This window comes from Paraburkholderia largidicola, assembly GCF_013426895.1.
Classification (GTDB): domain Bacteria; phylum Pseudomonadota; class Gammaproteobacteria; order Burkholderiales; family Burkholderiaceae; genus Paraburkholderia; species Paraburkholderia largidicola.
The window spans coordinates 1,217,011-1,240,262 of the sequence record NZ_AP023174.1 but is presented as its reverse complement, the minus strand read 5'-3'; the positions used below and the strand labels follow the sequence as shown (position 1 = coordinate 1,240,262).

Sequence of the window (23,252 nt, the reverse complement as noted above, 5' to 3'; positions counted from 1 at the left end):
TGGGGACGTTGGGGGCCCGTGGATAGGAACACGGGCTGGCGGTGTGAGCCGCTTTCTTTTGCCTACTTTTCTTTGCGGCGGCAAAGAAAAGTAGGTGCCGCCCCGCACAGGGGCGACGCTTGCGAACCAGTAACATCACGCGGATGCCAGCGCAAAGCGAAAGCAAAAACAAAAAAACAAAAGCAAAACCGATCCCCGAAACATTTGATTACGAAACCGACACTTTCCTGACAAGCCCATACAAACAGAAACGGCACGCAGCGATACCATCGAATCACCAGATCGGGATCGCGATTTGCAAATCCCGTCGACAGGAACAACAGGGAGACGCAATCATGAAAACCTTCCATCGAATCGGTGCGCTGGCTACGGTCGTCGCCGTGGTGGCAAGTCTATCCGCATGCGACGGCATGACCACGCGGCAGCGCGATACGGCAATCGGCGCGGGCGTGGGCGGCGCGGCGGGCGCGGCGATCGGCGGTAACGCACTGTCGACGTTGGGCGGCGCGGCTGTCGGCGGCGTGATTGGCAACCAGGTCGGCAAGTAACGCATCGAGCCATTGACTGAAGCGCGAGCGCCCGCATCAATCGATTCAAAGCGATTCGCGCGCAACACGAGATACGACAAATCGCCGTCGAAGGCGATGCAGGCAAACGGCTTCGAATTCCACACCGGTGCAGTTGCGGCGCGGAAATTCAAAGCCGAAGGGAGATGGGCAAAGTCCGGCGCGCACGTACGCGCCGGACCTGTCCTGTTCACTGATCGTGCATGAAATAAGCCGTTACCACTTTGTGACGTGCGCATTGAAATGCTGACGTAAGCTCTTTAGATAAAGCGCGCGAAATGGGCGCTGCGAGATCACGAGGAGCACGTCATGAAACCGCTCGATGCAACGTTGCGCGCCGCCAGCGCCGTTGCAGCGCTGGCACTGTCGGGCGTGCTGTCCGGCTGCTACTACTATGCGCCGTACGGCTACTACCCCGGCTACGGGTACTACCCCGCTTATCCCACTGTGCCGACGGCGGCGACGCAACAGGAAATGCCCGTCGGGCCCGGCTATCCGGCAGGCGATCCCTCACAAACTTCCGCGCAGGCGCAGTTCACGATGCCGGGCGACAGCGCGTCCTATCCGACCGCGCAAGCCTACGACGTCGCACCCGCTTACGCCGCGCCCGCGTACTACCCCGTCGCGTACCCCGTCTATCCATACGGTTATCCGTACTACGGCTGGCCCGGCTGGTGGGGACCGTCCATCTCGCTGAGCTTCGGCTACTGGGGCGGGTGCTGCGGCGGCGGCCACTATGGCCACTACGGCTACTGGGGACATCACGGCTATTGGGGCGGCCATGGCTACTGGGGCGGCGGCGGACACGGCAACTGGGGCGGCGGTCATGGCGGATGGGGTGGTGGCGGCGGCTGGGGCGGCGGTGGCGGCCATACCTGGGCAGGGGGCGGCCACGGGCGCTCGCACTGAGCAGTACCAGATGCGGCACCCGTCGAAACGTCGGTTCCGTTCCGCGAACGCCGGCGAATGCCCGCGCTACGATTCAGCGCCCACTTCTATTCCCGCAACAACCTTCTTCGTTTTCCCTGCTTGACTGGAATCGCCAGCGCTCTATGCTGGCGGTTGCCTGTGCAACATCTGTTTAATTGCGTGATCCGACGTCGCGCGCTCTCCAGCTTTCCCCACTCCGCGCGCTACGCCGCTTTCATCCGTCCAGCCCTGCCGCTTCGCCGCGTAGGTGCAGTCTTCGCGTCGAATCGAACAACAATGATGGAGACGTGATGTTCCACCAGTTTCTGACTCCCATCGGCAATTCGCTATTGCCATCGTTCCTCGTTGCCGCATTGCCCATTCTCGTCGTGCTCGTGCTGCTCGGCTGGGCGCGCCGCCCGGCGTGGCAGGCGTCGCTTGCCGGTCTCGTCGTCGGGTTGCTGATTGCGATCATCGGCTGGCACTTTCCCGTCGGCCTCGCGCTCGATTCCGTCGCGGCGGGCGCCGTGTTCGCCTGCTGGCCCGTGATGTGGATCGTCGTCACCGCGATCCTGCTCTACAACATCGCGCAGTACTCGGGACGCTTCGCCGCCTTCCGCATGTGGATGATCGACAATCTGCCGAACGACCGGCGCATCGTGCTCGTCGTCATCGGCTTTTCGTTCGGCGCGCTGTTCGAAGGCATCTCGGGCTTCGGCACGCCGATTGCGATCACCAGTTCGCTGCTGATCCTGCTCGGCTTCCCGCCGCTCGAAGCGCTGACTTTCACGCTGATCTTCAACACGGCACCCGTCGCGTTCGGCGCGCTCGGCGTGCCCATCACCGTGCTCGGCGCAGTCACGCACCTGCCTGTCGATTCCCTCGCCAAAATGGTCGGCCGCCAGTTGCCGTTCTTCGCGTTGGCGCTGCCGTTCTACGTGATCGGCGTGTACGCGGGCTTTCGCAACATGCTTCGCGTATGGCCCGTGCTGCTGGTGTCGGGCGGCAGCTTCGCGCTGACGCAGTTCGTCACGTCGAACTTCATCAACTACAGCCTGACGGACGTGCTGTCCTCACTGGTCTCGCTGATCCTGACAATTGCCTTCCTGCGCGTCTGGCGCCCCGCCGCCGATCCCGCGTTCGCCATCAACGTCGATCGGGTGAACGAGACGCGTGGCAAGATCACGGGCACACAAGGCTGGTATCCGTGGCTGATCGTGTCGGCTGTCGTGATCATCTGGACGATCGCGAAGATTTTCATGATCGGCGACGTGAAAGTGCCGTGGCCGGGTCTCGACAAGGCTGTCTACATCACGCTGTACAACGCGCCGTATGGCGCGATCTGGGACTTCCAGCCGCTCGCGACAGGCACCGCGATTCTCGTCGCGGCGCTCATCACGGCATTCGTCGTCAAGCTGAAACCCAGTGACTTCGGCCGCGCAATCGTCGATACGTGGGTGCAGACGCGCATCGCCATCCTGACGGTGGCGACTATCGTCGGTCTCGCGTACCTGATGAACTACTCGGGCATGAACTACACGCTCGGTCTCGGCGTGGCGTCCGTGGGCGCGTTCTTCCCGCTGGTGTCGGCGTTCCTTGGCTGGGTCGCGGTGTTCCTGTCCGGCAGCGACACGTCGGGCAACGCGCTGTTCGGCAATCTGCAGGTGGTCGCTGCGAATCAGCTGAACCTGAACCCGGTGCTGATGGCCGCGACCAACTCGTCGGGCGGTGTGATGGGCAAGATGATCTCGCCGCAGAACATCGCCACGGGCGTCGCGACGACCGATCTCAAAGGCAAGGAAGGCTATGTGTTCGCGAAGACCTTCAAGCATTCGATCCTGCTGACCGTGCTGCTCGGCATTCTCGTATGGCTGCAGCAGAACGTGCTGCAATGGATGATTCCGCATTGACGTCTGCCGATGGCATAGCGGGCGCGACACGCTTCGCGCCCGCGTGATAGCGCCGATCCCCGGCGACGGATTGTCGATTCTTGCTGTTTCATCTCAACGTGAAACGACGCGCGTAATCTGGGTGTTAGCATGCGTACGCATCGCGACTCAACTGCGCGCGATACCTTCACGATGAATCCAGTCAACATCTTCCAGCTCCTTATCCTCGCCGCGCTCTGGGGCGCGTCCTTCCTGTTCATTCGCGTTGGCGTGAGCGACTTCGGAGTCGCACCGCTGATGGCGCTGCGCGTCGGTATCGGCGCGCTGTTTCTGCTGGTCGTGCTCGTCGCGCGGCGTCCGTTGCGCGAGTCGGCGGCGACGTTGCGCACGCGCGCGCTGCCGTTGCTCATCGTCGGCATTCTCAATTCGGCCGCGCCGTTCTGTCTGTTCGCGTATGCCGAGATCACGCTGTCGGCCGGCGTTACCTCGGTGATCAACGCAACGACGCCGCTGTGGGGCGCGCTGGTTGCCTTCCTGTGGCTCAAGGACCGTCTGAGCGCGCTACGTACGATCGGTCTTGCGATCGGTTTCGCGGGCGTGCTGATCCTCGTGTGGGATCAGATCGCGACGCCAGCCGGCACCAACATCTCGCCCACGACGACGGCGCTCGCGGCCGCCGCCGCACTCGGCGCAACGCTGTTGTATGGGATCGCCGCCAGCTACACGAAAAAGCATCTGACGGGCGTCGACGCGCTCACCGTTGCGACGGGCACGATGATCGGCGCAACGATCGTGCTGTTGCCGCTCGCCGTGTCGTCATGGCCAGCCGTCGCGCCGTCCGCGAAGGCATGGGGCTCGGTGATCGCGATGGGCGTCGCGTGCACGGGCATCGCCTATATGCTGTTCTTCCATCTGATCGCCGTCGCCGGCCCTGCTCGCGCGATCACCGTGACGTTCGTGATCCCCATCTTCGGCATCCTGTGGGGCGCGCTGTTTCTTGGCGAACGCGTGTCGATGGGCATGCTCGAGGGCTGCGCGGTGATTCTCATCGGCACCGCGCTCGCGACGGGCGTGATCAAGCGTATTCCTGGCTTCGGCGGACGGCGCGTGAGCGAGCGCTGCTGATTCGCTTGCAGGGTCGTCGTCGCGCCTTCCCGTAACGGGGACGGTGGTCGCAACAAAAAAATGGCCCGCGCTCCAACCATGGAGCGCGGGCGAAACCGCCGCCCTACGAGGATAGGCGACGGGGCCACCGAGACAGGCGCTGGCAGACGCCCGTCCAAATCCAGCGTTAACCACATCGGTCCGCAGCGGTTTTCGAGCCTGGGCGCGTTCACAGTCGACATCCCGCTAATCCAGACTGCATCAGGCTTTGCGGCCCACTACGTCAATCTCGGGACAGTTAAAAGCAGCTAGCGTGCCAAACACGCACGGACTGCCTCGTCTCGCGCAAGTGCCTGATTTGGTGTGGAGAATCGAAAGAGACGGTGTTGCGGGTCGCCGTGTGGGGCGTGCGTTACGGCGTAACGTCACGTTACGCGCGGGCCGCGGCGCTCAAGCCCGGCCCACGCGATGATCACGATCAACGGACCTTGCGGAGCCCGGGAAGTCCGCGCCGGTCACGCAGTGCCACGCGAGCCTTCGGCGGTTCGAACGACGGCGCCACGCCGCACATCACGGCGAGCACGATCAGGCTCACTACCCACATCCAGTACGGTACGACGTCGAACATGGCCGGTCTCCTTTTGATGATTGGCCTGATCAACCTCTGAGCAAAACGCATGCACGTGCGTGTCACCTGGACTAGAGGAAGTTGCCGACGCGGAGCCCGGCGGCAATAAAAAAGCCCGCGTGACGATCTCCGTCAGGCGGGCTTCTTTGCGAGGCCGCGCGAGGCGCGCGGCCTCCAGCGTCAATGCAACTGATCGACCATCAGCGACATGATCTGCTTGGCTTGCGGCGACGAATCGACGTCGCCCTTGTCGTCGACGACAGCGACACGCGTCTGGTTCGGCGTCACTGCGCGAACGTTCACGCGATATTGCTTGGCAACCTTTTCCTTGCGGCCGTGGAACACCTGGCTCCAGAAGCCCTGCTCGGCCGACGTCATATCCTTCGGATCGACATAGCGGACAAAGTACAGGCCGCGCGTGAGATCGCGGTCGTCGACCGTGAAATTGCTGCGGTCGAGCGCGAGACCGACGCGCAGCCACGCGCGATCATACGGCTCGCCAAGCGTCAGTTCCGTCGACGAGAACTGCGCGGACGTATCCGCCGACGAAGGATCCCGCATCGGCGTTTGTCCGGCCAGCGCGACGTTCTGCGCAGCCGTTGCGGCCGCCGCGGATTTCGCGCCGCCCGCCGCTGCGTTCGGCGGCGTTTGCGAGCCGGCCGGCGACACATCTGCCGTCGCGTTCGCGGTCCGCGTGCCCGTGTCGTTCTTGGCGAGCGCTGCCATCAGGCGTTTCAGGTATTCGGTTTCCAGCCCGGGATCGTTCGGCTTCGGCTCCCACTTGCTGGTGTCGTTGTTCGTGCCGCTGAGCGCTTCGCGCAAGCCCTTCTGGCTGATGAACACATAGGTGCCGCCGTTCGGCGCCGCTTCGAGACGCGTGCGGTACTTGTTGCGCTCGGCCGTCACGTACGAGTTGCCCATCGCCTTCGACAGCGTGCTGCGGATCAGCCCGTCATTGATGGACGGATGCGTTTCGTTCCAGTCCGTCTCCATCACGCCCTTGTCGCGCTGGTCGACGACGAGCAGAAAGCCCTGTTCCTGCCAGAAACGGCGGATTTGCGGCCACGCCTTGTCCGGGGTCTGGTTGTCGAGCACGAGCCAGCTTTCCGTGCCGTCGCGCTGGATATGCATGCCACTGACGTTCGGTGCCACGACTGCCGTGGTCGGCGCATCGCTTTGCACCTGCTGCAGCGTGGACAGCGACGTCTGACCGCTTTGCGGCGGCAGCGAGCGCTGGTCTGCGGTTTCCTCGAGCATGTTCGGCGGAACAGCGAGTGACACTTCCTTCGATTTCGAGTCGCTCTTGTAGTCGATCTTGGTCGGCGACGACGTGCCGCAGCCGGCGACCAGACCGCCTGCCATCAGCAATGCTGCAAACCGCTTGGTGAGACGAAGTTCAGTCATGTTCCAGGAATCCTTCCTATAAGCCACGGAAGCCACGGCAAGTCCGTGGACTAACCCATCATTTTACCGGCCCGGCGACGCGAAGTGCAAAAAGCGCGGCTTACCGCGCGTCATTTTGCTTACGGCCGAGGCCCGATTACGCCGTCCCGCCTGTCGCGGCGCGTGTTCGAATTGCGAACTTTCGTGCAGGCCGCCCCGCGGCGCAAAAAAACCGCACGCATCATCTCACAATGAATCGGGAAGTCCGCATTTCCGACCGGTTGACGGCCCGATATTTAACATTCCGACACAGTGTTTGGGGCGGCGAGAACGACCCACGCCCTTGTCCTATGTCATTGATTTCGATGGATTAAATGTGCGTATCCGGCGCGCTTTATTTTGAGACGCACCCCTGACGTTTCTGCGGTCGCAAATTTAATCTCAAAACCTCGGTGCTATCTTGAATTAACGATCTTAAAAATAATCCGAGGGCCCGAGGGAGTTGCAACATGTCATTCATCCAGACTCATCCGGCGATCACCATCGCCACATCCGTCGTGATTGCGCTGTGCGCGAACGCGCTCGCCGCCGGCGACGCGCTTGCCCAACTCGGCGGCACGATGGCCGCGTCCCAGGTCAACGACAACTCGACACAGCGCGTGTTGCCGGGCAGCGCGGTCCGGGTGCGTTCGACCATTGACGCAGGTGGCACGACCATCAACGAGTACGCCACCCGCGACGGTTTGATCTTCGCCTGCGCGTGGCAAGGCCCGACCATGCCGGACCTGACGCGCATCCTAGGCCCCTATGCGGAGCGTTATCGCGCGAATGCTGCGGCACAGTTCAACGCGACGGGGCATCTTCATGCGTCGCGCGTCGAGCAACCGGACGTCATCATCGAAGCGGGTGGACAGATGCGCAGTTATGTCGGTCGCGCGTGGTTGCCGGCGGCCCTTCCAGCCGACGTTTCACTCGTCGATCTGCGCTGACGGGACTTGCGATGAACAACGTACGGAAAGGTGCAGTTCGCTTTGCGCAGGCCACGATCGTCACACTCGCCGCACTCATCACGTTAGCCGGATGCGGCGGCGGCAGTTCCGGCACGACGAACACCGCCGGCAATTCGCCCCAGTCAACTCCCGCGTCGCCAGGCGTAACGGCCAGTGGCGCGCCATCGGCCAGCGCTGCCGCGCCTGCCAGTTCGCCCGTCGCGACCGTGCCGCAATCGACGATCCCTAACGTTCACCCCGTGGTCGTCACGTCGACGCCCACGCAGACCCGCAACATGCTCACGACGAGCGTGACGGTATGCGTACCTGGCACGTCGAACTGCGCGACGATCGATAACGTGCAGGTCGATACGGGTTCGCAGGGCCTGCGTGTGCTCGCCTCGCAATTGCCAGCGAGCCTCATGCTGCCCGCCGTGCCCGCCACACCGGCTGCGGGCACGGCCAACACGCTCAACGGGGAATGCAGCGTGTTCGGCACGGGCTTCACCTGGGGCGCCGTGCGCACCGCCGATGTCCGCATGGCCGGCCAGCTCGCGCCCGGCATCGCGATCCAGGTGATCGCCGACCCCTCCGTTCCGACCGTGCCGTCCGACTGCGCCGCTTCAGGCCTGCCGATGATGACGCCCAGCACGCTGCGGGTGAACGGCATCCTCGGCGTCGGCCTGTTTTCGGCCGATTGCGGCGGCGGCTGTATCGCGTCGGCCTTGCCTCGCTGGTATTACGCGTGCGACCCGGCGGGCGCGTGCATATCGACCAGGCAGCCGCTTGCTCAACAGGTGTCCAATCCCATCAGCCAGTTTGCGCTCGACAACAACGGCATCGTGATCGATCTGCCCGCCGTGGGTCCGAACGGCGCCGCGACCTTGAATGGATCGATGATCTTCGGCATCGGCACGCAGGCCAACAATACGCTCGGCAGTGCGACTGTCCTGAAGGCCAACACGACGAGTGGCTATGTGACGACCTCGCTCGACGGACAACCCTATTCACAAAGCTTTTTCGACAGCGGTTCGAACGGCCTGTTCTTCCCGAGTACCACGCTCACGCGTTGTGGGTTCTGGTGGTGCCCCGCGTCGACGCAATCGCTGACGGCGACGGTGACGGGCACCAATGGCGCATCGGCTTCGCCGGCGTTTTCAATTGCCAACGCGCAAACGCTGTTCGCCACCCAGAACTATGCGTTCAACAACCTGGGCGGTCCCTCGAACGCATTCGACTGGGGGCTGCCGTTCTTCTTCGGACGGCGCGTCTACACCGCGATCGAATCGCGCCTGACTTCCGCCGGCAAGGGCCCGTTCTACGCGTTTTGAACCTGCCGCTCATGCGCGGTTGATGAACCGTCGTAACGCGACGTCTGGCACGGGTGTCGATGAAACGGACACCCGCGCCAGCTCGTCGCAGTCAGTTGCCGAGCACGATGCCGATACCCGCGCGCACAATCGTACTGTTACTGCCCGACGACGCGACGCCCGCATTGAGATTGATCGTCCCCTTCTCGTTCCAGCGCGACACGCCCAGCCCAAACGCCGCCTGGCCGCGATAGCCGGCAACCCCGGCGTTGAGCGTGGTGCGTCCGGGCAGATAGGGCGTCACGATCTGCAACGCAGAAGCGGATGCGATGCCTTTGCGTGTGCTTCGGTCGAGATCGTTGATCGACTGATACGTCTGGTCGACAGCCGCGTTCAACTGGTTCAGGTTGACAGCGTCCGTACCATGCGTGCCGGGCGCGACGTTGACGATCTGCCGTTCGCTGCCCGCCTGACCGACCGACACGGTATTCGCCCGATCCGCCACCGATCCCGCGCCCAGCGCAACCGCATTGCCCGCACTGGCCTGGCTGCCCGCGCCGACGGCCGAAGCGTTTGCGCCAGTGACGACGGCCTGTGCGCCGACGGCCGTCGCTGCGGTCGCGTTGGACTGCGCGCCGCCGCCGATCGCCGTGGCCTGATCGCCATTCGCGACCGCGGCTGCGCCGACGGCCGTAGCATGCGTACCCGTCGCGGACGCGGCTTCCGTGGTCGCGTCGCCATTCGCGCTGACGAACGGCATAGACGCCGTCTGCACGTTGACGACCCGGTTCATTGCGTCGTTCAACTGACCGAGATTGATGGCGTCGCTAGCCAGTACACCGTTGGCCAGATTGTGAATGGCAGTGCCACCCGCCACGCCTTGCCCGAGGGTGACGTTCGCGTAGTCGACCTGGCCGCCCGCGTTGTCGTAGACCACTGCGCTCGCCATATGGCCGTTGCCGTCAACCAGCCCCGCCTGCTTCAACTGAGCGACGTTGACCGCGTCGGTGTCGGCCGTACCGGCAGCGACATGCGTGATCTGCCGCTCGTTGCCCGCCGATCCCACCGACACCGAATTTGCGCGATCGGCCACCGCGTTGGAGCCGAGCGCGACCGAATTCGAATACGCGGCCTGTGCGCCGCCGCCAATCGCGACGGACTCGACGCCGGTTGCCAGCGAGTCGGCAAGTGTCGAGCTGGCGTGGAAGTAGCGCGGCTCGACGCCGCTGTTGATCACGTTGCCGAGTGCGATGTTGAGATCGTTGATCGCGCTGGTGTTGCTCGTGACTCGGGTATCGAGATTGCCGAGCGCGTCGCCGACATTGCGAAACACGCTGCCGCCCACGCGATAGGTCGGTGCCGCGACCGTTCCGTCGGGCGACACCGACGCGCCGCCGCCTAGCGCCGACGCGACACTTGCGCTCAGCCCGTACAGTTGACTGCCGTTGATCGCATCGCGGCTGGCCGCATCGACGGCGCCGTTGGCCACGTTGCCGAGCCGCACGGGCACGCTTGCTGTCACGCCGCCCAGCGTGACGGAGTCATGCGCGGACGAGTCGTACATGACGGCATCCGCCAGACCTGACGACACAGCGCCGCGCAACTGACTGACGTTGACCGCGTCCGTGTCCGCCGTGCCCGCTGCGAGGTTGACGATCTGACGTTGCAGCGTCGTATTGCCCACGGACACCGTGTTCGCGCGGTCGGCCTTTGCGTTCGCGCCCAACGCGACAGCGCCGGGCGCCAGGACCAGACTGTTCGGCCCTAGCGCCACGCTATCTGGGGCGTTAGTACCGGTGAATGCGTTGACGCCGAAGGCGAGCGACCGCTGCCCGGACGCCATTGAAAACGAACCGAACCCGAGTGCATCGATCCCGTCCGACCCTGCCATATAGCCGATCGACACGGCTCTGTCGGCATTGAAGCCTGTCGACGCGCCTAAGCCGATCACCAGCGAGTTCATCGCCAATGCAGCCGAGCGCGAGCCAATCGCGGTCGATCCCGTGCGAGCCGCGCCCGCCCCTCCTCCAACGGCCAACGCATCGTCGCCCCATGCCGTCGCAGATGGCCCGATGGCCATCGTGTTCAGGTTGTTCGACGCCGTGGTGGGCGCACCGGGGTTCACGTTGTTGCTTACCGCGATGTAATCGGTGACGGGAGCAGCACGCGCCGCGTGCGGCGCCGCTGTCATCGTCCCCACACTGATCGCGACGGCCATGCCGGCATACCCGCGTCGACCTAAACGCCCGTCCGCGCGGCGAACCGGCGAAGCAGCCGACTTACGTCCAACAGCTATTACGCTTTGCAAATTGCTCATCCAAAACCTTGGTACAGGTAATGACCTCTCTCCCCAAAAACATGACATCGAACGGCGCGCGGATCATTCGCTTCGTATACCGAACCAAAATGGGCACAGTATCTGATTGACGATTGCACCTACGCCTCCGCAAGAATGCCTCCTACGTACCGTCACTTCTTCGATGTCGGTTACGACAGGCAAATCCTACGGAGACGGTTCACCCGTCAATACAAGAAAACTCCCAAAGTCGGAATTCTTCGATCCGCGGACGCGAGGCGCGTCAGAAGGCCACGCAAGCCGCACGAAACGAACGGGACGATAAGCAAGGGAAAGCGCGCGACGACAATGCGCGAACGAGCCGGACAAGAACCGGCGAGAAGGAATTCGGGCTACGCGCCCGGATGGCAACAAAACCGGGCCGCGCTACGAGCCGCCGCCCGCCAGCACCTGTTCGAGCGCCATTGAACGCGCAGCTTCCTCGGCTTCTTCAGGCGTATCGAACACGCTGCCCGACACATGGACCTGATGCCATTCGGGTTTGTCGGCGGCGTCGCGGAAGATGCGAAAGCGCGCGCAGTAGCCGCGCGGCGTGACGGGCACGACGTCGATATCGACGGATGCGCCTTCAATCTGATGTCTGACGAAGCCGTCCATGCTGTCCTCCTGACATCTGCGTTGCACGCGGAAATCCTAGCATGGCGGGATTGCGTGCGTTGCAGCATGGCGGAAGCGCGGCGTGGACACCGCCCGCGTCACTCGTCGGTGTGCGTTTCGTCGTCCGGCGACGTGTCTTTCGCGAGGCGCGCCGGCGCCAGCCAGCGGAACGCGCTCTGCTGGCCGTTCGCGTCATACGTGCACTCGGCTGCGGCAGGCACGGCGGTCGTCGGCGGCTTGGTCTTTTCGATCGCGGCCATGAGGGGCGCGAGCAGCCCGGCTTCGATGATATTGGTGTTGGGCGGCTTCGCGACAGCGGCTTCCGACGCCGTCTGCGGGTGCTCGAGCGTGCCTTCGACGACCACCCGGCTGCCGTGAATGCCCGAACCCGCGTGCGTCACCTTCAGCGTGTCCCTGCCGGAAAGCTCGCTCGCCGACTGCCGCATCGTCTGCTCGCATGCGCTCGTGTTCTTGTACACGGCCGCGCAGCCCGCGGACAAAGCGGCGGCAACCATGCAGCAGGCGATAACAGGAGTGCGGGTCTTCATCGATCTTCCATCGTTCAGGGCGACGGCCATTGTAGCGTAGCTGTCCGCCGCGAGCATGGAGCGGGGAGCCCGGAAAGAAACAAGGGCGCCCGCAGGCGCCCTCTCAAATGCATCGACAGACAGCGTTCAGTCTTCCCAGCTGTCCGGCAGGCTCTGCGTCAGCGTCGACACGAAGCTCGCGGTTTCCGGCTGCTGAGGCCGCGTGAAGATATCGCGCGAATGGCCTTGCTCGACGATCGAGCCGTTGCTCAGAAACACCACGTTGCGCGCGATCGATGCCGCGAGCCGCAGATCGTGCGTCGCCATCAGCATTGTCATGCCTTCTTTTGCGAGCTGGCGCAGCACTTCGACCACTTCGGCGGCAAGGCCCGGATCGAGCGCGGAGGTCGGCTCGTCGCACAGCAGCACTTCGGGCGAAGGCGCCAGCGCCCGCGCAATCGCGACGCGCTGCTGCTGACCGCCCGACAGCGTGACGGGCCACGCATCGGCCTTGTGCGCGATGCCGACCTTCTCCAGCAATTCGAGCGCGCGCACCCGCGCGCGTTCGCGGTCCCACTTCTGCACGGTGAGAAGCCCTTCCATCACGTTCTCGATCACCGTGCGATGCGGGAACAGCTGGAAGTTCTGGAACACCATGCCCGTGCGGCGGCGAATCGCGAGCACGGCTTCCTTCGACGGCTTTTCCGTGCGGCTGAACTGGATGCGCTGGTCGCCGAGTTCGAGCGAACCGGCTTCGGGGATTTCGAGCAGGTTCACGCAGCGCAGCAGCGTACTTTTGCCGCTGCCCGACGGCCCGATCAGCGCGGTCACATTGCCTTGCGCGAGCGCAAGATCGACGCTGTTCAGCACGCGATGATCGCCGAAATACTTTTCGATTTTTTCGAGGCGGATCATCGTTCAGTTACCCGACGTGAAAAGCGCGTGACGGCCGAAGCGGCGTTCGAGGCGCACCTGCGCGGACGACAGCACCGAGCTGAACACCAGATAGATCAGCGCGGCTTCCGTATAGAGAATCAGCGGCTCGTACGTCACCGACGCGATGCGCTGTGCGGCCTGGAAAATTTCCGGCACGGTAAGCACGGCGGCGAGCGACGTGTCCTTCACGAGCGCGATGAATGAATTCGACAGCGGCGGCAGCGCGACGCGTGCCGCCTGCGGCAGGATCGCGCGGCGCAGTGCCTGGCCGCGCGTCATGCCCATCGAGTACGCGGCTTCCCACTGCCCTTTCGGGATCGACTCGATCACGCCGCGTATCACTTCCGAGTTATACGCGCCGACGTTCAGCGAGAAGCCGATGATGGCGGCCGTCAGCGGATCGAGCACGATCCCCACGTTCGGCAAGCCATAGAAGATGACGAACAGCTGGACCAGCAGCGGCGAGCCACGAAACAGCCACACGTAGAAACGCACGATCGCCACCGACCACCCGGGCCCAAACAGCCGGACCAGCGCCACGATGAACGCAAGCGCGATCCCGATCGCAAACGACACGAGGGTCAACGGCACGGTGAACACGAGGCCCGCATACAGCAGCGGCCACAGTGATTCACCCATCAGGTGCAACCATGCAGGCATGATTCAGACTCGCCTTGTCGCTTACTTGGAAACGTCTTTGCCGAAGTACTTTTCGGAGATCTTCGCGTACGTGCCGTCCGCCTTGATCTCGGCGAGCGCCTTGTTGATCGCTGCCTGCAGTTCAGGATTGCCTTTGCGGATCAGGACGGCCGAATGGTCTGAGCTGTCCGAAGAGGTATCGATGGCGGCGATCTTCACCTTCGCATCCGGCTTGTGCTTCTTGAAGTCGAGGAACGACAGCGAGTCGTTGACCGTCGCGTCGACGCGGCCCGACGTCAGCAGATCGATCGATTCGTTGAAGCCCTGCACGGGGATCACTTCCGCGCCGTGCGCGGCGGCGATCTTGCCGAAGTTGCTGGTCAGCGTGTTGGCCGACTTCTTGCCCTTCAGGTCGTCGAAGTTCTTGATCGTGCTGTTGTTCGAGGCCACGATCAGCGCGGCGTGCGACACGATGTACGGGTCCGAGAAGTCGTACTTCTGCTTGCGCGCGTCGGTGACGGCCACTTCGTTGATCACCGCGTCATAGCGGTTCGCGTCGAGACCGGCGATCAGGCCGTCCCACTTGCCCTCGATGAACTCCGCTTTCACGCCCAGTTTCGCCGCGATAGCACGGGCGATATCGACGTCGAAGCCCGTCAACTGGTTCGACGCGTCGTGGTACGTGAACGGCGCATACGTGCCTTCCGTGCCGACCTTGAAGGCGCCGGCGGACTTGATCTTCGCGAGGTCGTCAGCGGCGAACGCGGCCGTCGCGGTAGCGACTTGCAGCAGGCCGATCAGCAGAAGGGATCGAATCGACTTCATAGAGTGTGCTCCGAGGTTCGTTTTGTCCGGTTTTGCGTTTTGTCTGCAGGAACACCCGTCCGGCAGCGTGGGCGGACTGTAGCAAACGGTCCTTATTTCCACAACGCATTTGAAGGCTTATTCATATGCCGAGGCGGAATAAACTAGACCGATATAGCGGGTTTGCGCAATGCGGGAGTATACGGTGGCAGGCCAAACCCCTGCAGGCCATGGGGCCTTGCTGTTGCCGGCATGTTGCCTGCAACGAGGCGCGAAAGCATACCCGAAAACGAAAACGGCCGCTCCCGCTCGAAAATGCGGGGGCGGCCGCGCGTGCTGCACCGCGACGAAGCGGGTGCGGCAACGCCGTCAGCGCTCGACGGGGTGCGGCTCCTTCAACTTGTTCGCGACCCGCACGGCGTCGTAATAGGCGGCGTTCGGCGGACGCTTCAGATATTGACCCGCGCCGCGTTGCGCACGCAGATCGCCGTCGGCCCACGCATGCGCGCCGCGCGTGAACGTGTGCATCGCGACGCCCTGCACCGTCATCCCTTCGAAGACATTGAAGTCGACCTTCTGATGATGCGTCTTCACCGAGATCGTCTTCGTCGCGGTCGGGTCCCAGATGACGAGATCTGCGTCCGCGCCGACCTGCACCGCGCCCTTGCGCGGGTACAGGTTGAAAATCTGCGCGGCGTTCGCCGACGTGATGCGCACGAACTCGTTCGGCGTGATGCGCCCCTGGTTCACGCCCTCATGCCACAACACCGACATCCGGTCTTCGACACCGCCGCAGCCGTTCGGAATCTTCGTGAAGTCCTCGCGGCCCATCGCCTTCTGCGACGCGCAGAACACGCAGTGGTCGGTGGCCGTGGTATGCAACTGGCCCGCCTGCAGCCCGCGCCACAACGCCTCGCGATGCTCGCTCGTGCGGAACGGCGGGCTCATCACGTGCGCGGCGGCGCGCGTCCAGTCGGGATCGCGATACACCGATTCGTCGATCACCAGATGCCCCGGCAGCACTTCGCCGAACACCCGCTGCCCTTCGTTGCGCGCACGCGAAATCGCTTCGACGGCTTCCTTCGATGACACATGCACGATGTACACGGGCACGCCGAGCACCTGCGCAATGCGGATCGCACGGTTCGCTGCCTCGCCCTCGACCTCGGGCGGACGCGACAACGGATGCGCCTCCGGCCCCTTGAAGCCCTTCGCGAGCAACTGCTTCTGCAACTGGAACACGAGTTCGCCGTTTTCCGCGTGCACGGTCGGCAGCGCGCCGAGTTCGAGCGAACGCGAGAAGCTGTTCACGAGCACTTCGTCGTCGGCCATGATCGCGTTCTTGTAGGCCATGAAGTGCTTGAAGCTCGACACGCCATGCTCGTGCACGAGCGTGCCCATGTCGCGATACACGGAATCGTCCCACCATGTCACGGCCACATGAAAGCCGTAATCGGCGGATGCTTTCTCTGCCCAGCCGCGCCACTCCTTGAATGCGTCCATCAGCGGCTGCTTCGGGCTGGGAATGACGAAGTCGATGATGCTCGTCGTGCCGCCCGACAGGCCCGCCGCCGTGCCCGTATAGAAGTCGTCGCTGGCCGTCGTGCCCATGAAGGGCAGTTCCATATGCGTGTGCGGATCGATGCCGCCCGGCATCACGTACTGATCGTGCGCATCGACGATGTTCGCGCCCGCGGGCGGATCGATCGTGCGTTCGATCTGCAGGATCGTGCCGCCATCCTGCGGGTCCGCGATCAGCACATCGGCTCTGTGCGTGCGGTCCGAATCGATTACCGTGCCGCCGCGAATCAGGGTTGTCATCGGGTGCCTCCTCTATGAATTCACTAGAACCGCGATTCAGGCGCTCGCCATGCTCGCGCCGGGACTGCGGCGCATCTTCATCCATGTGCCGTACACGATGGATGCGAGCGCCAGTCCCACGAACCACGCATACGTATAAAGCGTGTTGAAGAACGCGGGCACATTCGGAAACGACGCGGGAAACGCGGTATGCAAAAAGCCCGGCAGATTCGGCAGCACGCCGATTACCAGCGCGACGACAGCAGCGATGTTCCAGCCGCCCGTGTAGCTGTATTCGCCGTTCTCGTCGAACAGTTCGCGCTGATCAAGCCGTGTGCCGCGAATGAAAAAGTAGTCGACCATCAGGATGCCCGCGACAGGGCCGAGCAATGCCGAATAACCTACGAGCCACGTGAAGATGTAGCCCTGCGTGGTCGCGAGAATCTTCCACGGCATCATCACGATCGCGATGGTCGCGGTAATCATCCCGCCGGCGCGATACGAAATGCCCTTTGGCCACAGGCTCGAAAAGTCGTACGCGGGCCCGACCAGGTTCGCCGCGAGATTGCAGCACATCGTATCGAGCGTGAGGATGATGAGCGCGACGCCGACGCCGATGCCCGTCATGCGGCTGGTCAGATCGATTGGGTCCCAGATCGCCTTGCCGTAGATCACGACCGTCGCCGACGTGACGACCACCGAAATCACCGACAGCAGCGCCATCGGCACGGGCAGGCCAATCGACTGGCCGATGATCTGATCGCGCTGCGTCTTCGCAAAGCGCGTGAAGTCGGGAATGTTGAGGGCGAGCGTCGCCCAGAAGCCGACCATTGCCGTAAGGCCGGGCCAGAACGTGACCCAGAACAGCCCTTCTTTCTTGCCGCCCGGCGCGAATTGCGAAGGCGCAGACAACATCGAACCGACGCCGCCCGCCTTCGACGTTGCCCACCATACGAGCGCGATGCACATCACGACCTTGATGGGCGCCGACCAGCTTTCAAGCCAGCGGATCGAGTCGGTGCCGTGCACGATGAAGTAGATCTGCAATGCCCAGAACGCGAGAAAGCACGCAAGCTGTCCGATCGAAATGTCGAGAAACGGCAGCGCCGCGCCGTGCAGTGCGTTGCCCGTCAGGATGTTGAGCAGCGTGTAGATCGCGCTGCCGCCGAGCCACGTCTGGATGCCATACCAGCCACACGCGACGATCGCGCGCAGCATCGCGGGCAGTTTCGCGCCCTGCGTGCCGAATGACGAACGCACCAGCACTGCGTACGGAATGCCGTGCTTCGCGCCAGCGTGGCCGATCAGCAGCATCGGCACCAGCACGATCAGGTTGCCGAGCAATACCGTCAGCACCGCCTGCCACGGTGACATGCCCTCTTCCGTCAAGCCGGCCGCGAGCATGTAAGAGGCGATGTTCATCACCATGCCGACCCACAGCGCGGCAAAGTGATACCACTTCCACGTGCGCTGCGCGGGGCCCGTCGGCGCGAGGTCTTCGTTATAGAGGCTGCTGCCGGCGTGCGTCGCATCGGCCGTTTGCGCTGTCTGCTTCATCGATGGATCTCCACTTGATCTCTCGTTGACTGTTGTCGTTCAGGCCGCTTTTGCCGCGTGTTGTTGTGTGTGCGTTGTTTCAGCTGCATCCGCAACGACCCGTGCCGGATTGTTCGGATGCGTGGTCCAGTTCGCGTATTCGCCGCTATCGACGCGCTCCATCGTGATGCATTGCTCGACCGGGCACACATGCATGCAAAGATTGCACCCGACGCATTCCGCATCGACCACTTCGAAATGGCGCTTGCCGTCCTTCTCGCGCGTGATGGCCTGGTGCGACGTGTCTTCGCACGCGATATGACAGAGGCCGCACTGAATGCACTTGTCCTGATCGATGCGCGCCTTGATGTCGTACTTCATGTTCAGGTACTTCCAGTCGGTGACGTTCGGCACCGCGCGGCCGCGAATGTCGTCGAGCGTCGCGTAGCCCTTTTCGTCCATCCAGTTCGACAGGCCGTCCGCGAGATCGGAGACGATGCGAAAGCCGTAATGCATGGCGGCCGTACACACCTGCACGCTACCCGCGCCGAGCACCATGAACTCGGCCGCGTCGCGCCACGACGAAATGCCGCCGATGCCGGAGATCGGCAGATTCGGCGTTTCAGGATCGCGCGCGATCTCGGCGACCATGTTCAATGCGATCGGCTTCACGGCCGGGCCGCAGTAGCCGCCGTGCGTGCCCTTGCCATCGACGGTCGGCATCGGCGCCATCTGGTCGAGATCGACGGCAACGATCGAGTTGATCGTGTTGATCAGCGACACGCCATCCGCGCCGCCCTTGTATGCGGCGCGCGAGCCCATGCGGATATCGCTGATGTTCGGCGTGAGCTTCACGAGGCAAGGCAGCTTCGTGCCTTCCTTCACCCAGCGCGTGACCATCTCGATGTACTCGGGCACCTGACCGACAGCCGAGCCCATGCCGCGCTCGCTCATCCCGTGTGGGCAGCCGAAGTTGAGTTCGACGGCGTCGGCGCCCGTGTCTTCGACGAGCGGCAGAATCCATTTCCAGTCGCGCTCGTTACACGGCACCATCAGCGAGACGATCATCGCGCGGTCGGGCCAGTCGCGCTTGACCTCTCTGATCTCGCGCAGATTGACATCGAGCGGCCGGTCGGTGATCAGTTCGATATTGTTCAGGCCCGCCATGCGCTGGCCGTTCCATTGCACCGCGCCGTAACGCGAACTGACGTTGACCACATGCGGGTCGAGCCCGAGCGTCTTCCATACGACGCCGCCCCAGCCCGCTTCGAACGCGCGGTTCACGTTATAGGCTTTGTCCGTTGGAGGCGCGGACGCGAGCCAGAAAGGATTCGGCGAAGTGATGCCGGCAATCGTGCAGCGAAGATCAGCCATGTTCGGCTCCGTGGGGATTCGGTTTTGTCTTTACGTTGCGTGCTGCGAGTGTGCGTTGTGCGTTCGCGTCTCAGGCTGCCTTGACAGCGGCGAGCGAGAACGCGGCATCGATCGATGCCGCCGCGAGCTTGCCGTCCTGCACCGCCTGCACGGTCAGATCGACGCCGCCCGATGCCGCGCAATCGCCGCCCGCCCACACCTTGTCCAGTGACGTGCGCATGTCGGCGCCGACTGCGATGCGGCTTTGATCGAGTGTCAACAGTCCGTGATCGAGGCCGACGCTCACGAGCGTCTGGCCGATTGCCTTGAGCACCATGTCGGCTTCGAGCGTGAAGCGCTCAGCGCTGCCGTCGCTCGCCGTGCGTTCGAATTCGACGCCCGTCACCACACCGTCGCTGCCGATCAATCGCACGGGTTTTGCATGCGTGATGAGCGTCACGCTCTGCGTCTGCGCAAAATCGCGCTCGGCCCACGTTGCGCTCATCGATTCGACGCCGCGGCGATACACCATCGTCACGCTCGTTGCGCCGAGCTTGCGGCTTTGCACGGCGGCATCGACGGCCGTATTGCCGCCGCCGATCACGATCACGCGGCGGCCGACCGGCACCGTGCCGAGATCGCTCGCCTGACGCACCTGCTCGATGAAATCGACGGCATCCATCACACCGTTCAGCGCTTCGCCTTCGAGTGCGAGCGCGCGCACGCCAGCAAGGCCGACTGACAGAAACACGGCGTCGTGTTGTTGACGCAGCGAATCGAGCGACACGTCATCTCCCAGCTTCACACCCGTCTTCAATTCGATACCGCCTACCGACAGCAACCACTGCACTTCACGCTGCGCGAAGTCATCGACCGTTTTATAGGCGGCGATGCCGTATTCGTTGAGGCCACCGCCCTTGTCGTGCGCGTCATAAATCGTCACGCGATGACCCGCAACGGCCAGCCGATGCGCGCACGCCAGTCCCGCCGGCCCCGCGCCGACGACGGCCACATGCCGCCCGCTATCGGGCGCGCGCGTGAATTTCACGGCATCGCGCGCCATCGCCCAATCGGTTGCATGACGCTGCAATGCGCCAATCGCGACGGGCTTCGCGTCCTGGTGATTGCGCACGCATGCGCCTTCGCAAAGAATCTCGGTTGGACATACACGCGAGCACATCCCGCCCAATGGATTCGCCGAAAGAATATCGGTCGCGGCGCCCTTCAGATTGCCGTTGCCGATCTTGCGAATGAAGCTCGGGATGTCGATCTGCGTGGGACACGCCTGCACGCACGGTGCGTCGTAGCAGTAGTGACAGCGGCTTGCGGCTGCGGCGGCTGCCGTGGGATCGAGCAGCGGCGCAATGTCGGCGAATTCGCAGGAAAGCTGTTCGGACGACAAGCGCTGCACCGCGATATCGCCCGTTTGCCTGATAGCCATAACTCTTCCTTCGTCAAAGTGAGGACGTAGCCGTGCCTGCCGGTTTCGCCTGAACGAAGCCGGGACGGCGTGTTTCATGGGTGCAGCGTTACAGCGTGATCAGACTTTTACGATGCAGGCTCGCAAGCGCGCTCCAGCATCGCGTGCAGCAACACGTTCGCGCCCGCCTCGATCCATTCGGGCGTTGCGTCTTCGATTTCGTTGTGACTGATGCCGTCTACGCACGGCACGAACACCATCGATGTCGGCGCCACCTGCGACAGATAGCAGGCGTCGTGACCCGCGCCCGACACCATGTCGCGATGCGGATAGCCGAAACGCTCGGCAGCGGCGCGCACGGACTTCACGCAGGCCGCGTCGAACTTGACGGGCTCGTAATAAAAGATCTGTTCGAGTTGCGTTTCGAGGCCGATGCCGCCCGCGATCTTCGCGACGCCTTCGCGTAGCGCGGCGTCCATTTTCGCGAGCACGGCATCGTCGGGATGGCGGAAATCGACCGTGAAAAACACGCGGCCGGGAATCACGTTGCGCGAGTTCGGATGCACCTGCATCATGCCGACCGTCGCGCAGGCGAGCGGCGCATGATCGAGACCGATACGGTTCACGAGATCGACTACGCGCGCCGCACCGAGCAACGCATCCTTGCGACGCGGCATCGGCGTCGGGCCCGCGTGCGCTTCCTGCCCCGTCAGCGTGATTTCGTACCAGCGTTGGCCTTGCGCATCGGTGACGACGCCAATCGTCTTCTGCTCCGCTTCGAGAATCGGTCCCTGTTCGATGTGCAGTTCGAACGCTGCGTGAAGCGGGCGGCCGCCGCACGGCACGTCACCCGCATAGCCGATGCGTTTAAGTTCTTCACCGATCGTCTTGCCGTCGACATCCTTGCGCGACAAACCGTAGTCGAGCGTGAAGACACCCGCGAACACACCGGACGCCACCATTGCGGGCGCAAAACGCGAGCCTTCTTCGTTGGTCCAGATCACGACTTCGATCGGATGCTCGGTCTCGATGCCGCGATCATTGAGGCTGCGGATCACTTCAAGACCGCCGAGCACGCCGTAGATGCCGTCGAAGCGGCCGCCTGTCGGTTGCGAGTCCGCATGCGAGCCGGTCATCACGGGCAGCGCATTCGGGTTCACACCCGCACGCCGCATGAACACGTTGCCCATCTGATCGACGCTGACCGTGCAGCCCGCCTCTTTCGCCCAACTGACGATCAGGTCGCGCCCCTCCTTGTCGAGGTCGGTCAGCGCGAGGCGGCAGACGCCGCCCTTTTGCGTCGCGCCGATCTTCGCCATCGTCATCAGGCTGTCCCACAGACGTTTGCCGTTGACGGTGATCGACGTATCGAGTCCTTGTTTCAACGCTTCGGATACCGCATTCATTCGTTGCTCCTCTGGATCAACACGCTGTGCAGTTCAACCGCGAGCGGCTTTGCGTCCTCTCGCGACGATGTGAAACTGGTGCATCGCGGCGCGTTCGAATTCGCTTTGGGGCATGCGTGCACAGTCGGCGTGCACGGCTCCCAAGCCTTCGTATTAGCGGTAAACCCTGGCCATCGGCCGCTCTGCGAATCCTGTCCGATTGGACAGGTTGTAGCCGATTAAAAACATCAAATCAATGTCTTTTGTGCAGACAGGAACAGATGAACACGAGAGCGAGAACCATGCCATTGCAACGCAGCATGACTTTCGGCACGTGCAACGAAACGATGGATGCGTTGATGTGGATCGCGACGCGAGCGGCTAGAATGAAGCGCGACGCGGCACAAAGGCTAACGATGAGACACGACGACACGATAGTGAGCGAGACCGGCAACGACGAAGCGCCCGCCCCTTTGCGGCGGCGCAAGGCTCACATTCGCGAGAGCAATGAAGCGCATCTGCTGGCCTGTGCGGAAGCCGTTTTTGCGGAGCGCGGCTTCGAAGGCGCGAGCACGGCGATGATCGCGGAGCGCGCTGGCTTACCGAAAGCCAACGTCCACTACTACTTTCCGACCAAGCTCGCGCTCTACCGGCGCGTGCTCGAAGACCTGTTCGAAGACTGGCATCGCGCGGCGAATACGTTCGAAGGCAGCGACGATCCCGTCGAAGCGATCGGCGGCTATGTGCGCGCGAAGATGGCGTTGTCACGGCGACGGCCGCTCGGATCGAAGGTGTGGGCGAACGAGATCATTCATGGCGCGGACCACATGCTCGACATTCTCGAGCAGCGCGTGAAGCCGTGGCTCGATACGCGCGTGACGGTCATCGACGACTGGATCGCGCGCGGCCTGCTCGCAGACGTGGATGCGCAAACGCTGTTGTACATGATCTGGGCCACGACGCAGCACTATGCGGATTTCGACGCACAGATACGCGCGCTGGGCGGCAAGCGCGCGTTCTCGCAAAAGGCCTTCGACGCAACGACGGAGCAGGTGGTGCAACTCGTGATTCGCGCGTGCGGAGCGAAGTCTCCGTCATCGAAGCGTTGACGCCTGCGCTCG

At 63.3% G+C, this 23,252-nt stretch carries 20 protein-coding genes; 7 read left to right on the top strand and 13 right to left on the bottom strand.

The genetic code is table 11. The features are described from left to right. Positions 1-335: 335 nt before the first annotated feature. The 4 genes from PPGU16_RS05540 (at position 336) to PPGU16_RS05525 (ending at position 4,489) form a co-directional block, all read left to right on the top strand. Entirely contained in the window at positions 336-548 is a 213-nt protein-coding gene (locus PPGU16_RS05540; protein ID WP_007585536.1) for a YMGG-like glycine zipper-containing protein, read from the top strand. A gap of 327 nt (positions 549-875) precedes the next feature. Further along, positions 876-1,475, top strand: coding sequence for a hypothetical protein (locus PPGU16_RS42615; RefSeq protein ID WP_180722039.1), 600 nt, complete (start codon positions 876-878; stop codon positions 1,473-1,475). A gap of 311 nt (positions 1,476-1,786) precedes the next feature. After that, entirely contained in the window at positions 1,787-3,385 is a 1,599-nt protein-coding gene (locus PPGU16_RS05530; RefSeq protein ID WP_180722038.1) for an L-lactate permease, read from the top strand. A gap of 129 nt (positions 3,386-3,514) precedes the next feature. After that, positions 3,515-4,489, top strand: coding sequence for a DMT family transporter (locus PPGU16_RS05525; protein ID WP_180722037.1), 975 nt, complete (start codon positions 3,515-3,517; stop codon positions 4,487-4,489). 457 nt (positions 4,490-4,946) lie between these two features. Here the strand turns inward: PPGU16_RS05525 and PPGU16_RS05520 are convergent, their stop codons facing one another. Beyond that, positions 4,947-5,096 carry a hypothetical protein gene (locus tag PPGU16_RS05520; RefSeq protein WP_180722036.1) on the bottom strand — a complete coding sequence of 50 codons (150 nt, stop codon included), beginning with the start codon at positions 5,094-5,096 and terminating at the stop codon, positions 4,947-4,949. A 180-nt stretch (positions 5,097-5,276) separates the two neighbouring features. Beyond that, on the bottom strand, positions 5,277-6,500 hold the full coding sequence (bamC, locus tag PPGU16_RS05515) for an NlpB/DapX family lipoprotein (RefSeq protein ID WP_180722035.1): 1,224 nt from the start codon (positions 6,498-6,500) through the stop codon (positions 5,277-5,279). Positions 6,501-6,988: 488 nt separating this feature from the next. Here bamC and PPGU16_RS05510 point away from each other — a divergent pair, with 488 nt between their 5' ends. Both PPGU16_RS05510 and PPGU16_RS05505 read left to right on the top strand, forming a co-directional pair. Further along, a complete protein-coding gene (locus tag PPGU16_RS05510) occupies positions 6,989-7,468 on the top strand; it encodes a DUF2844 domain-containing protein (RefSeq protein ID WP_180722034.1) in 480 nt (159 codons plus the stop codon). Between the two features lie 11 nt (positions 7,469-7,479). Further along, positions 7,480-8,799: a DUF3443 domain-containing protein gene (locus PPGU16_RS05505; RefSeq protein ID WP_180722033.1), complete on the top strand. Its 1,320-nt coding sequence runs from the start codon at positions 7,480-7,482 to the stop codon at positions 8,797-8,799. 91 nt (positions 8,800-8,890) lie between these two features. On the opposite strand, the gene PPGU16_RS05500 is transcribed toward PPGU16_RS05505, so the two are convergent. From PPGU16_RS05500 to PPGU16_RS05450, 11 genes are all read right to left on the bottom strand, one after another. After that, entirely contained in the window at positions 8,891-10,996 is a 2,106-nt protein-coding gene (locus tag PPGU16_RS05500; RefSeq protein WP_180722032.1) for a YadA family autotransporter adhesin, read from the bottom strand. 504 nt (positions 10,997-11,500) lie between these two features. Next, positions 11,501-11,731 carry a hypothetical protein gene (locus tag PPGU16_RS05495; RefSeq protein WP_007585520.1) on the bottom strand — a complete coding sequence of 77 codons (231 nt, stop codon included), beginning with the start codon at positions 11,729-11,731 and terminating at the stop codon, positions 11,501-11,503. Between the two features lie 98 nt (positions 11,732-11,829). Continuing rightward, a complete protein-coding gene (locus tag PPGU16_RS05490) occupies positions 11,830-12,279 on the bottom strand; it encodes a hypothetical protein (protein WP_180722031.1) in 450 nt (149 codons plus the stop codon). 126 nt (positions 12,280-12,405) lie between these two features. Next, the gene (locus tag PPGU16_RS05485; RefSeq protein ID WP_180722030.1) at positions 12,406-13,173 is read right to left on the bottom strand and encodes an amino acid ABC transporter ATP-binding protein; all 768 of its coding nucleotides are present in this window, start codon (positions 13,171-13,173) and stop codon (positions 12,406-12,408) included. Positions 13,174-13,176: 3 nt separating this feature from the next. After that, a complete protein-coding gene (locus PPGU16_RS05480) occupies positions 13,177-13,854 on the bottom strand; it encodes an amino acid ABC transporter permease (RefSeq protein ID WP_007585514.1) in 678 nt (225 codons plus the stop codon). 21 nt (positions 13,855-13,875) lie between these two features. Next, positions 13,876-14,658 carry an amino acid ABC transporter substrate-binding protein gene (locus PPGU16_RS05475; RefSeq protein WP_180722029.1) on the bottom strand — a complete coding sequence of 261 codons (783 nt, stop codon included), beginning with the start codon at positions 14,656-14,658 and terminating at the stop codon, positions 13,876-13,878. 348 nt (positions 14,659-15,006) lie between these two features. Beyond that, on the bottom strand, positions 15,007-16,458 hold the full coding sequence (gene hydA / locus PPGU16_RS05470) for a dihydropyrimidinase (protein WP_180722028.1): 1,452 nt from the start codon (positions 16,456-16,458) through the stop codon (positions 15,007-15,009). Positions 16,459-16,494: 36 nt separating this feature from the next. After that, positions 16,495-17,994 carry an NCS1 family nucleobase:cation symporter-1 gene (locus PPGU16_RS05465; RefSeq protein ID WP_180722027.1) on the bottom strand — a complete coding sequence of 500 codons (1,500 nt, stop codon included), beginning with the start codon at positions 17,992-17,994 and terminating at the stop codon, positions 16,495-16,497. Between the two features lie 39 nt (positions 17,995-18,033). Beyond that, a complete protein-coding gene (gene preA, locus PPGU16_RS05460) occupies positions 18,034-19,347 on the bottom strand; it encodes an NAD-dependent dihydropyrimidine dehydrogenase subunit PreA (RefSeq protein WP_180722026.1) in 1,314 nt (437 codons plus the stop codon). A gap of 70 nt (positions 19,348-19,417) precedes the next feature. Continuing rightward, positions 19,418-20,767: an NAD(P)-dependent oxidoreductase gene (locus PPGU16_RS05455; RefSeq protein ID WP_180722025.1), complete on the bottom strand. Its 1,350-nt coding sequence runs from the start codon at positions 20,765-20,767 to the stop codon at positions 19,418-19,420. 107 nt (positions 20,768-20,874) lie between these two features. Further along, the gene (locus tag PPGU16_RS05450) at positions 20,875-22,152 is read right to left on the bottom strand and encodes a Zn-dependent hydrolase (protein ID WP_042311320.1); all 1,278 of its coding nucleotides are present in this window, start codon (positions 22,150-22,152) and stop codon (positions 20,875-20,877) included. A 365-nt stretch (positions 22,153-22,517) separates the two neighbouring features. Between PPGU16_RS05450 and PPGU16_RS05445 the strand changes: the two genes are divergently transcribed. Next, a complete protein-coding gene (locus PPGU16_RS05445; RefSeq protein ID WP_180722555.1) occupies positions 22,518-23,240 on the top strand; it encodes a TetR/AcrR family transcriptional regulator in 723 nt (240 codons plus the stop codon). The last annotated feature ends 12 nt before the right edge of the window (positions 23,241-23,252 follow it).

Bases quoted from the DNA above. Each gene is read 5' to 3' on its own strand.
- PPGU16_RS05525 (WP_180722037.1), top strand. From the start codon at position 3,515: ATGCGTACGCATCGCGACTCAACTGCGCGCGATACCTTCACGATGAAT.
- PPGU16_RS05485 (WP_180722030.1), bottom strand. From the start codon at position 13,173: ATGATCCGCCTCGAAAAAATCGAAAAGTATTTCGGCGATCATCGCGTG.
- PPGU16_RS05455 (WP_180722025.1), bottom strand. From the start codon at position 20,767: ATGGCTATCAGGCAAACGGGCGATATCGCGGTGCAGCGCTTGTCGTCC.
- PPGU16_RS05490 (WP_180722031.1), bottom strand. From the start codon at position 12,279: ATGAAGACCCGCACTCCTGTTATCGCCTGCTGCATGGTTGCCGCCGCT.
- PPGU16_RS05520 (WP_180722036.1), bottom strand. From the start codon at position 5,096: ATGTTCGACGTCGTACCGTACTGGATGTGGGTAGTGAGCCTGATCGTG.
- PPGU16_RS05480 (WP_007585514.1), bottom strand. From the start codon at position 13,854: ATGCCTGCATGGTTGCACCTGATGGGTGAATCACTGTGGCCGCTGCTG.
- bamC (WP_180722035.1), bottom strand. From the start codon at position 6,500: ATGACTGAACTTCGTCTCACCAAGCGGTTTGCAGCATTGCTGATGGCA.
- PPGU16_RS42615 (WP_180722039.1), top strand. From the start codon at position 876: ATGAAACCGCTCGATGCAACGTTGCGCGCCGCCAGCGCCGTTGCAGCG.
- preA (WP_180722026.1), bottom strand. From the start codon at position 19,347: ATGGCTGATCTTCGCTGCACGATTGCCGGCATCACTTCGCCGAATCCT.
- PPGU16_RS05475 (WP_180722029.1), bottom strand. From the start codon at position 14,658: ATGAAGTCGATTCGATCCCTTCTGCTGATCGGCCTGCTGCAAGTCGCT.
- PPGU16_RS05495 (WP_007585520.1), bottom strand. From the start codon at position 11,731: ATGGACGGCTTCGTCAGACATCAGATTGAAGGCGCATCCGTCGATATC.
- hydA (WP_180722028.1), bottom strand. From the start codon at position 16,458: ATGACAACCCTGATTCGCGGCGGCACGGTAATCGATTCGGACCGCACG.
- PPGU16_RS05510 (WP_180722034.1), top strand. From the start codon at position 6,989: ATGTCATTCATCCAGACTCATCCGGCGATCACCATCGCCACATCCGTC.
- PPGU16_RS05505 (WP_180722033.1), top strand. From the start codon at position 7,480: ATGAACAACGTACGGAAAGGTGCAGTTCGCTTTGCGCAGGCCACGATC.
- PPGU16_RS05465 (WP_180722027.1), bottom strand. From the start codon at position 17,994: ATGAAGCAGACAGCGCAAACGGCCGATGCGACGCACGCCGGCAGCAGC.
- PPGU16_RS05450 (WP_042311320.1), bottom strand. From the start codon at position 22,152: ATGAATGCGGTATCCGAAGCGTTGAAACAAGGACTCGATACGTCGATC.
- PPGU16_RS05445 (WP_180722555.1), top strand. From the start codon at position 22,518: ATGAAGCGCGACGCGGCACAAAGGCTAACGATGAGACACGACGACACG.
- PPGU16_RS05500 (WP_180722032.1), bottom strand. From the start codon at position 10,996: ATGGCCGTCGCGATCAGTGTGGGGACGATGACAGCGGCGCCGCACGCG.
- PPGU16_RS05540 (WP_007585536.1), top strand. From the start codon at position 336: ATGAAAACCTTCCATCGAATCGGTGCGCTGGCTACGGTCGTCGCCGTG.
- PPGU16_RS05530 (WP_180722038.1), top strand. From the start codon at position 1,787: ATGTTCCACCAGTTTCTGACTCCCATCGGCAATTCGCTATTGCCATCG.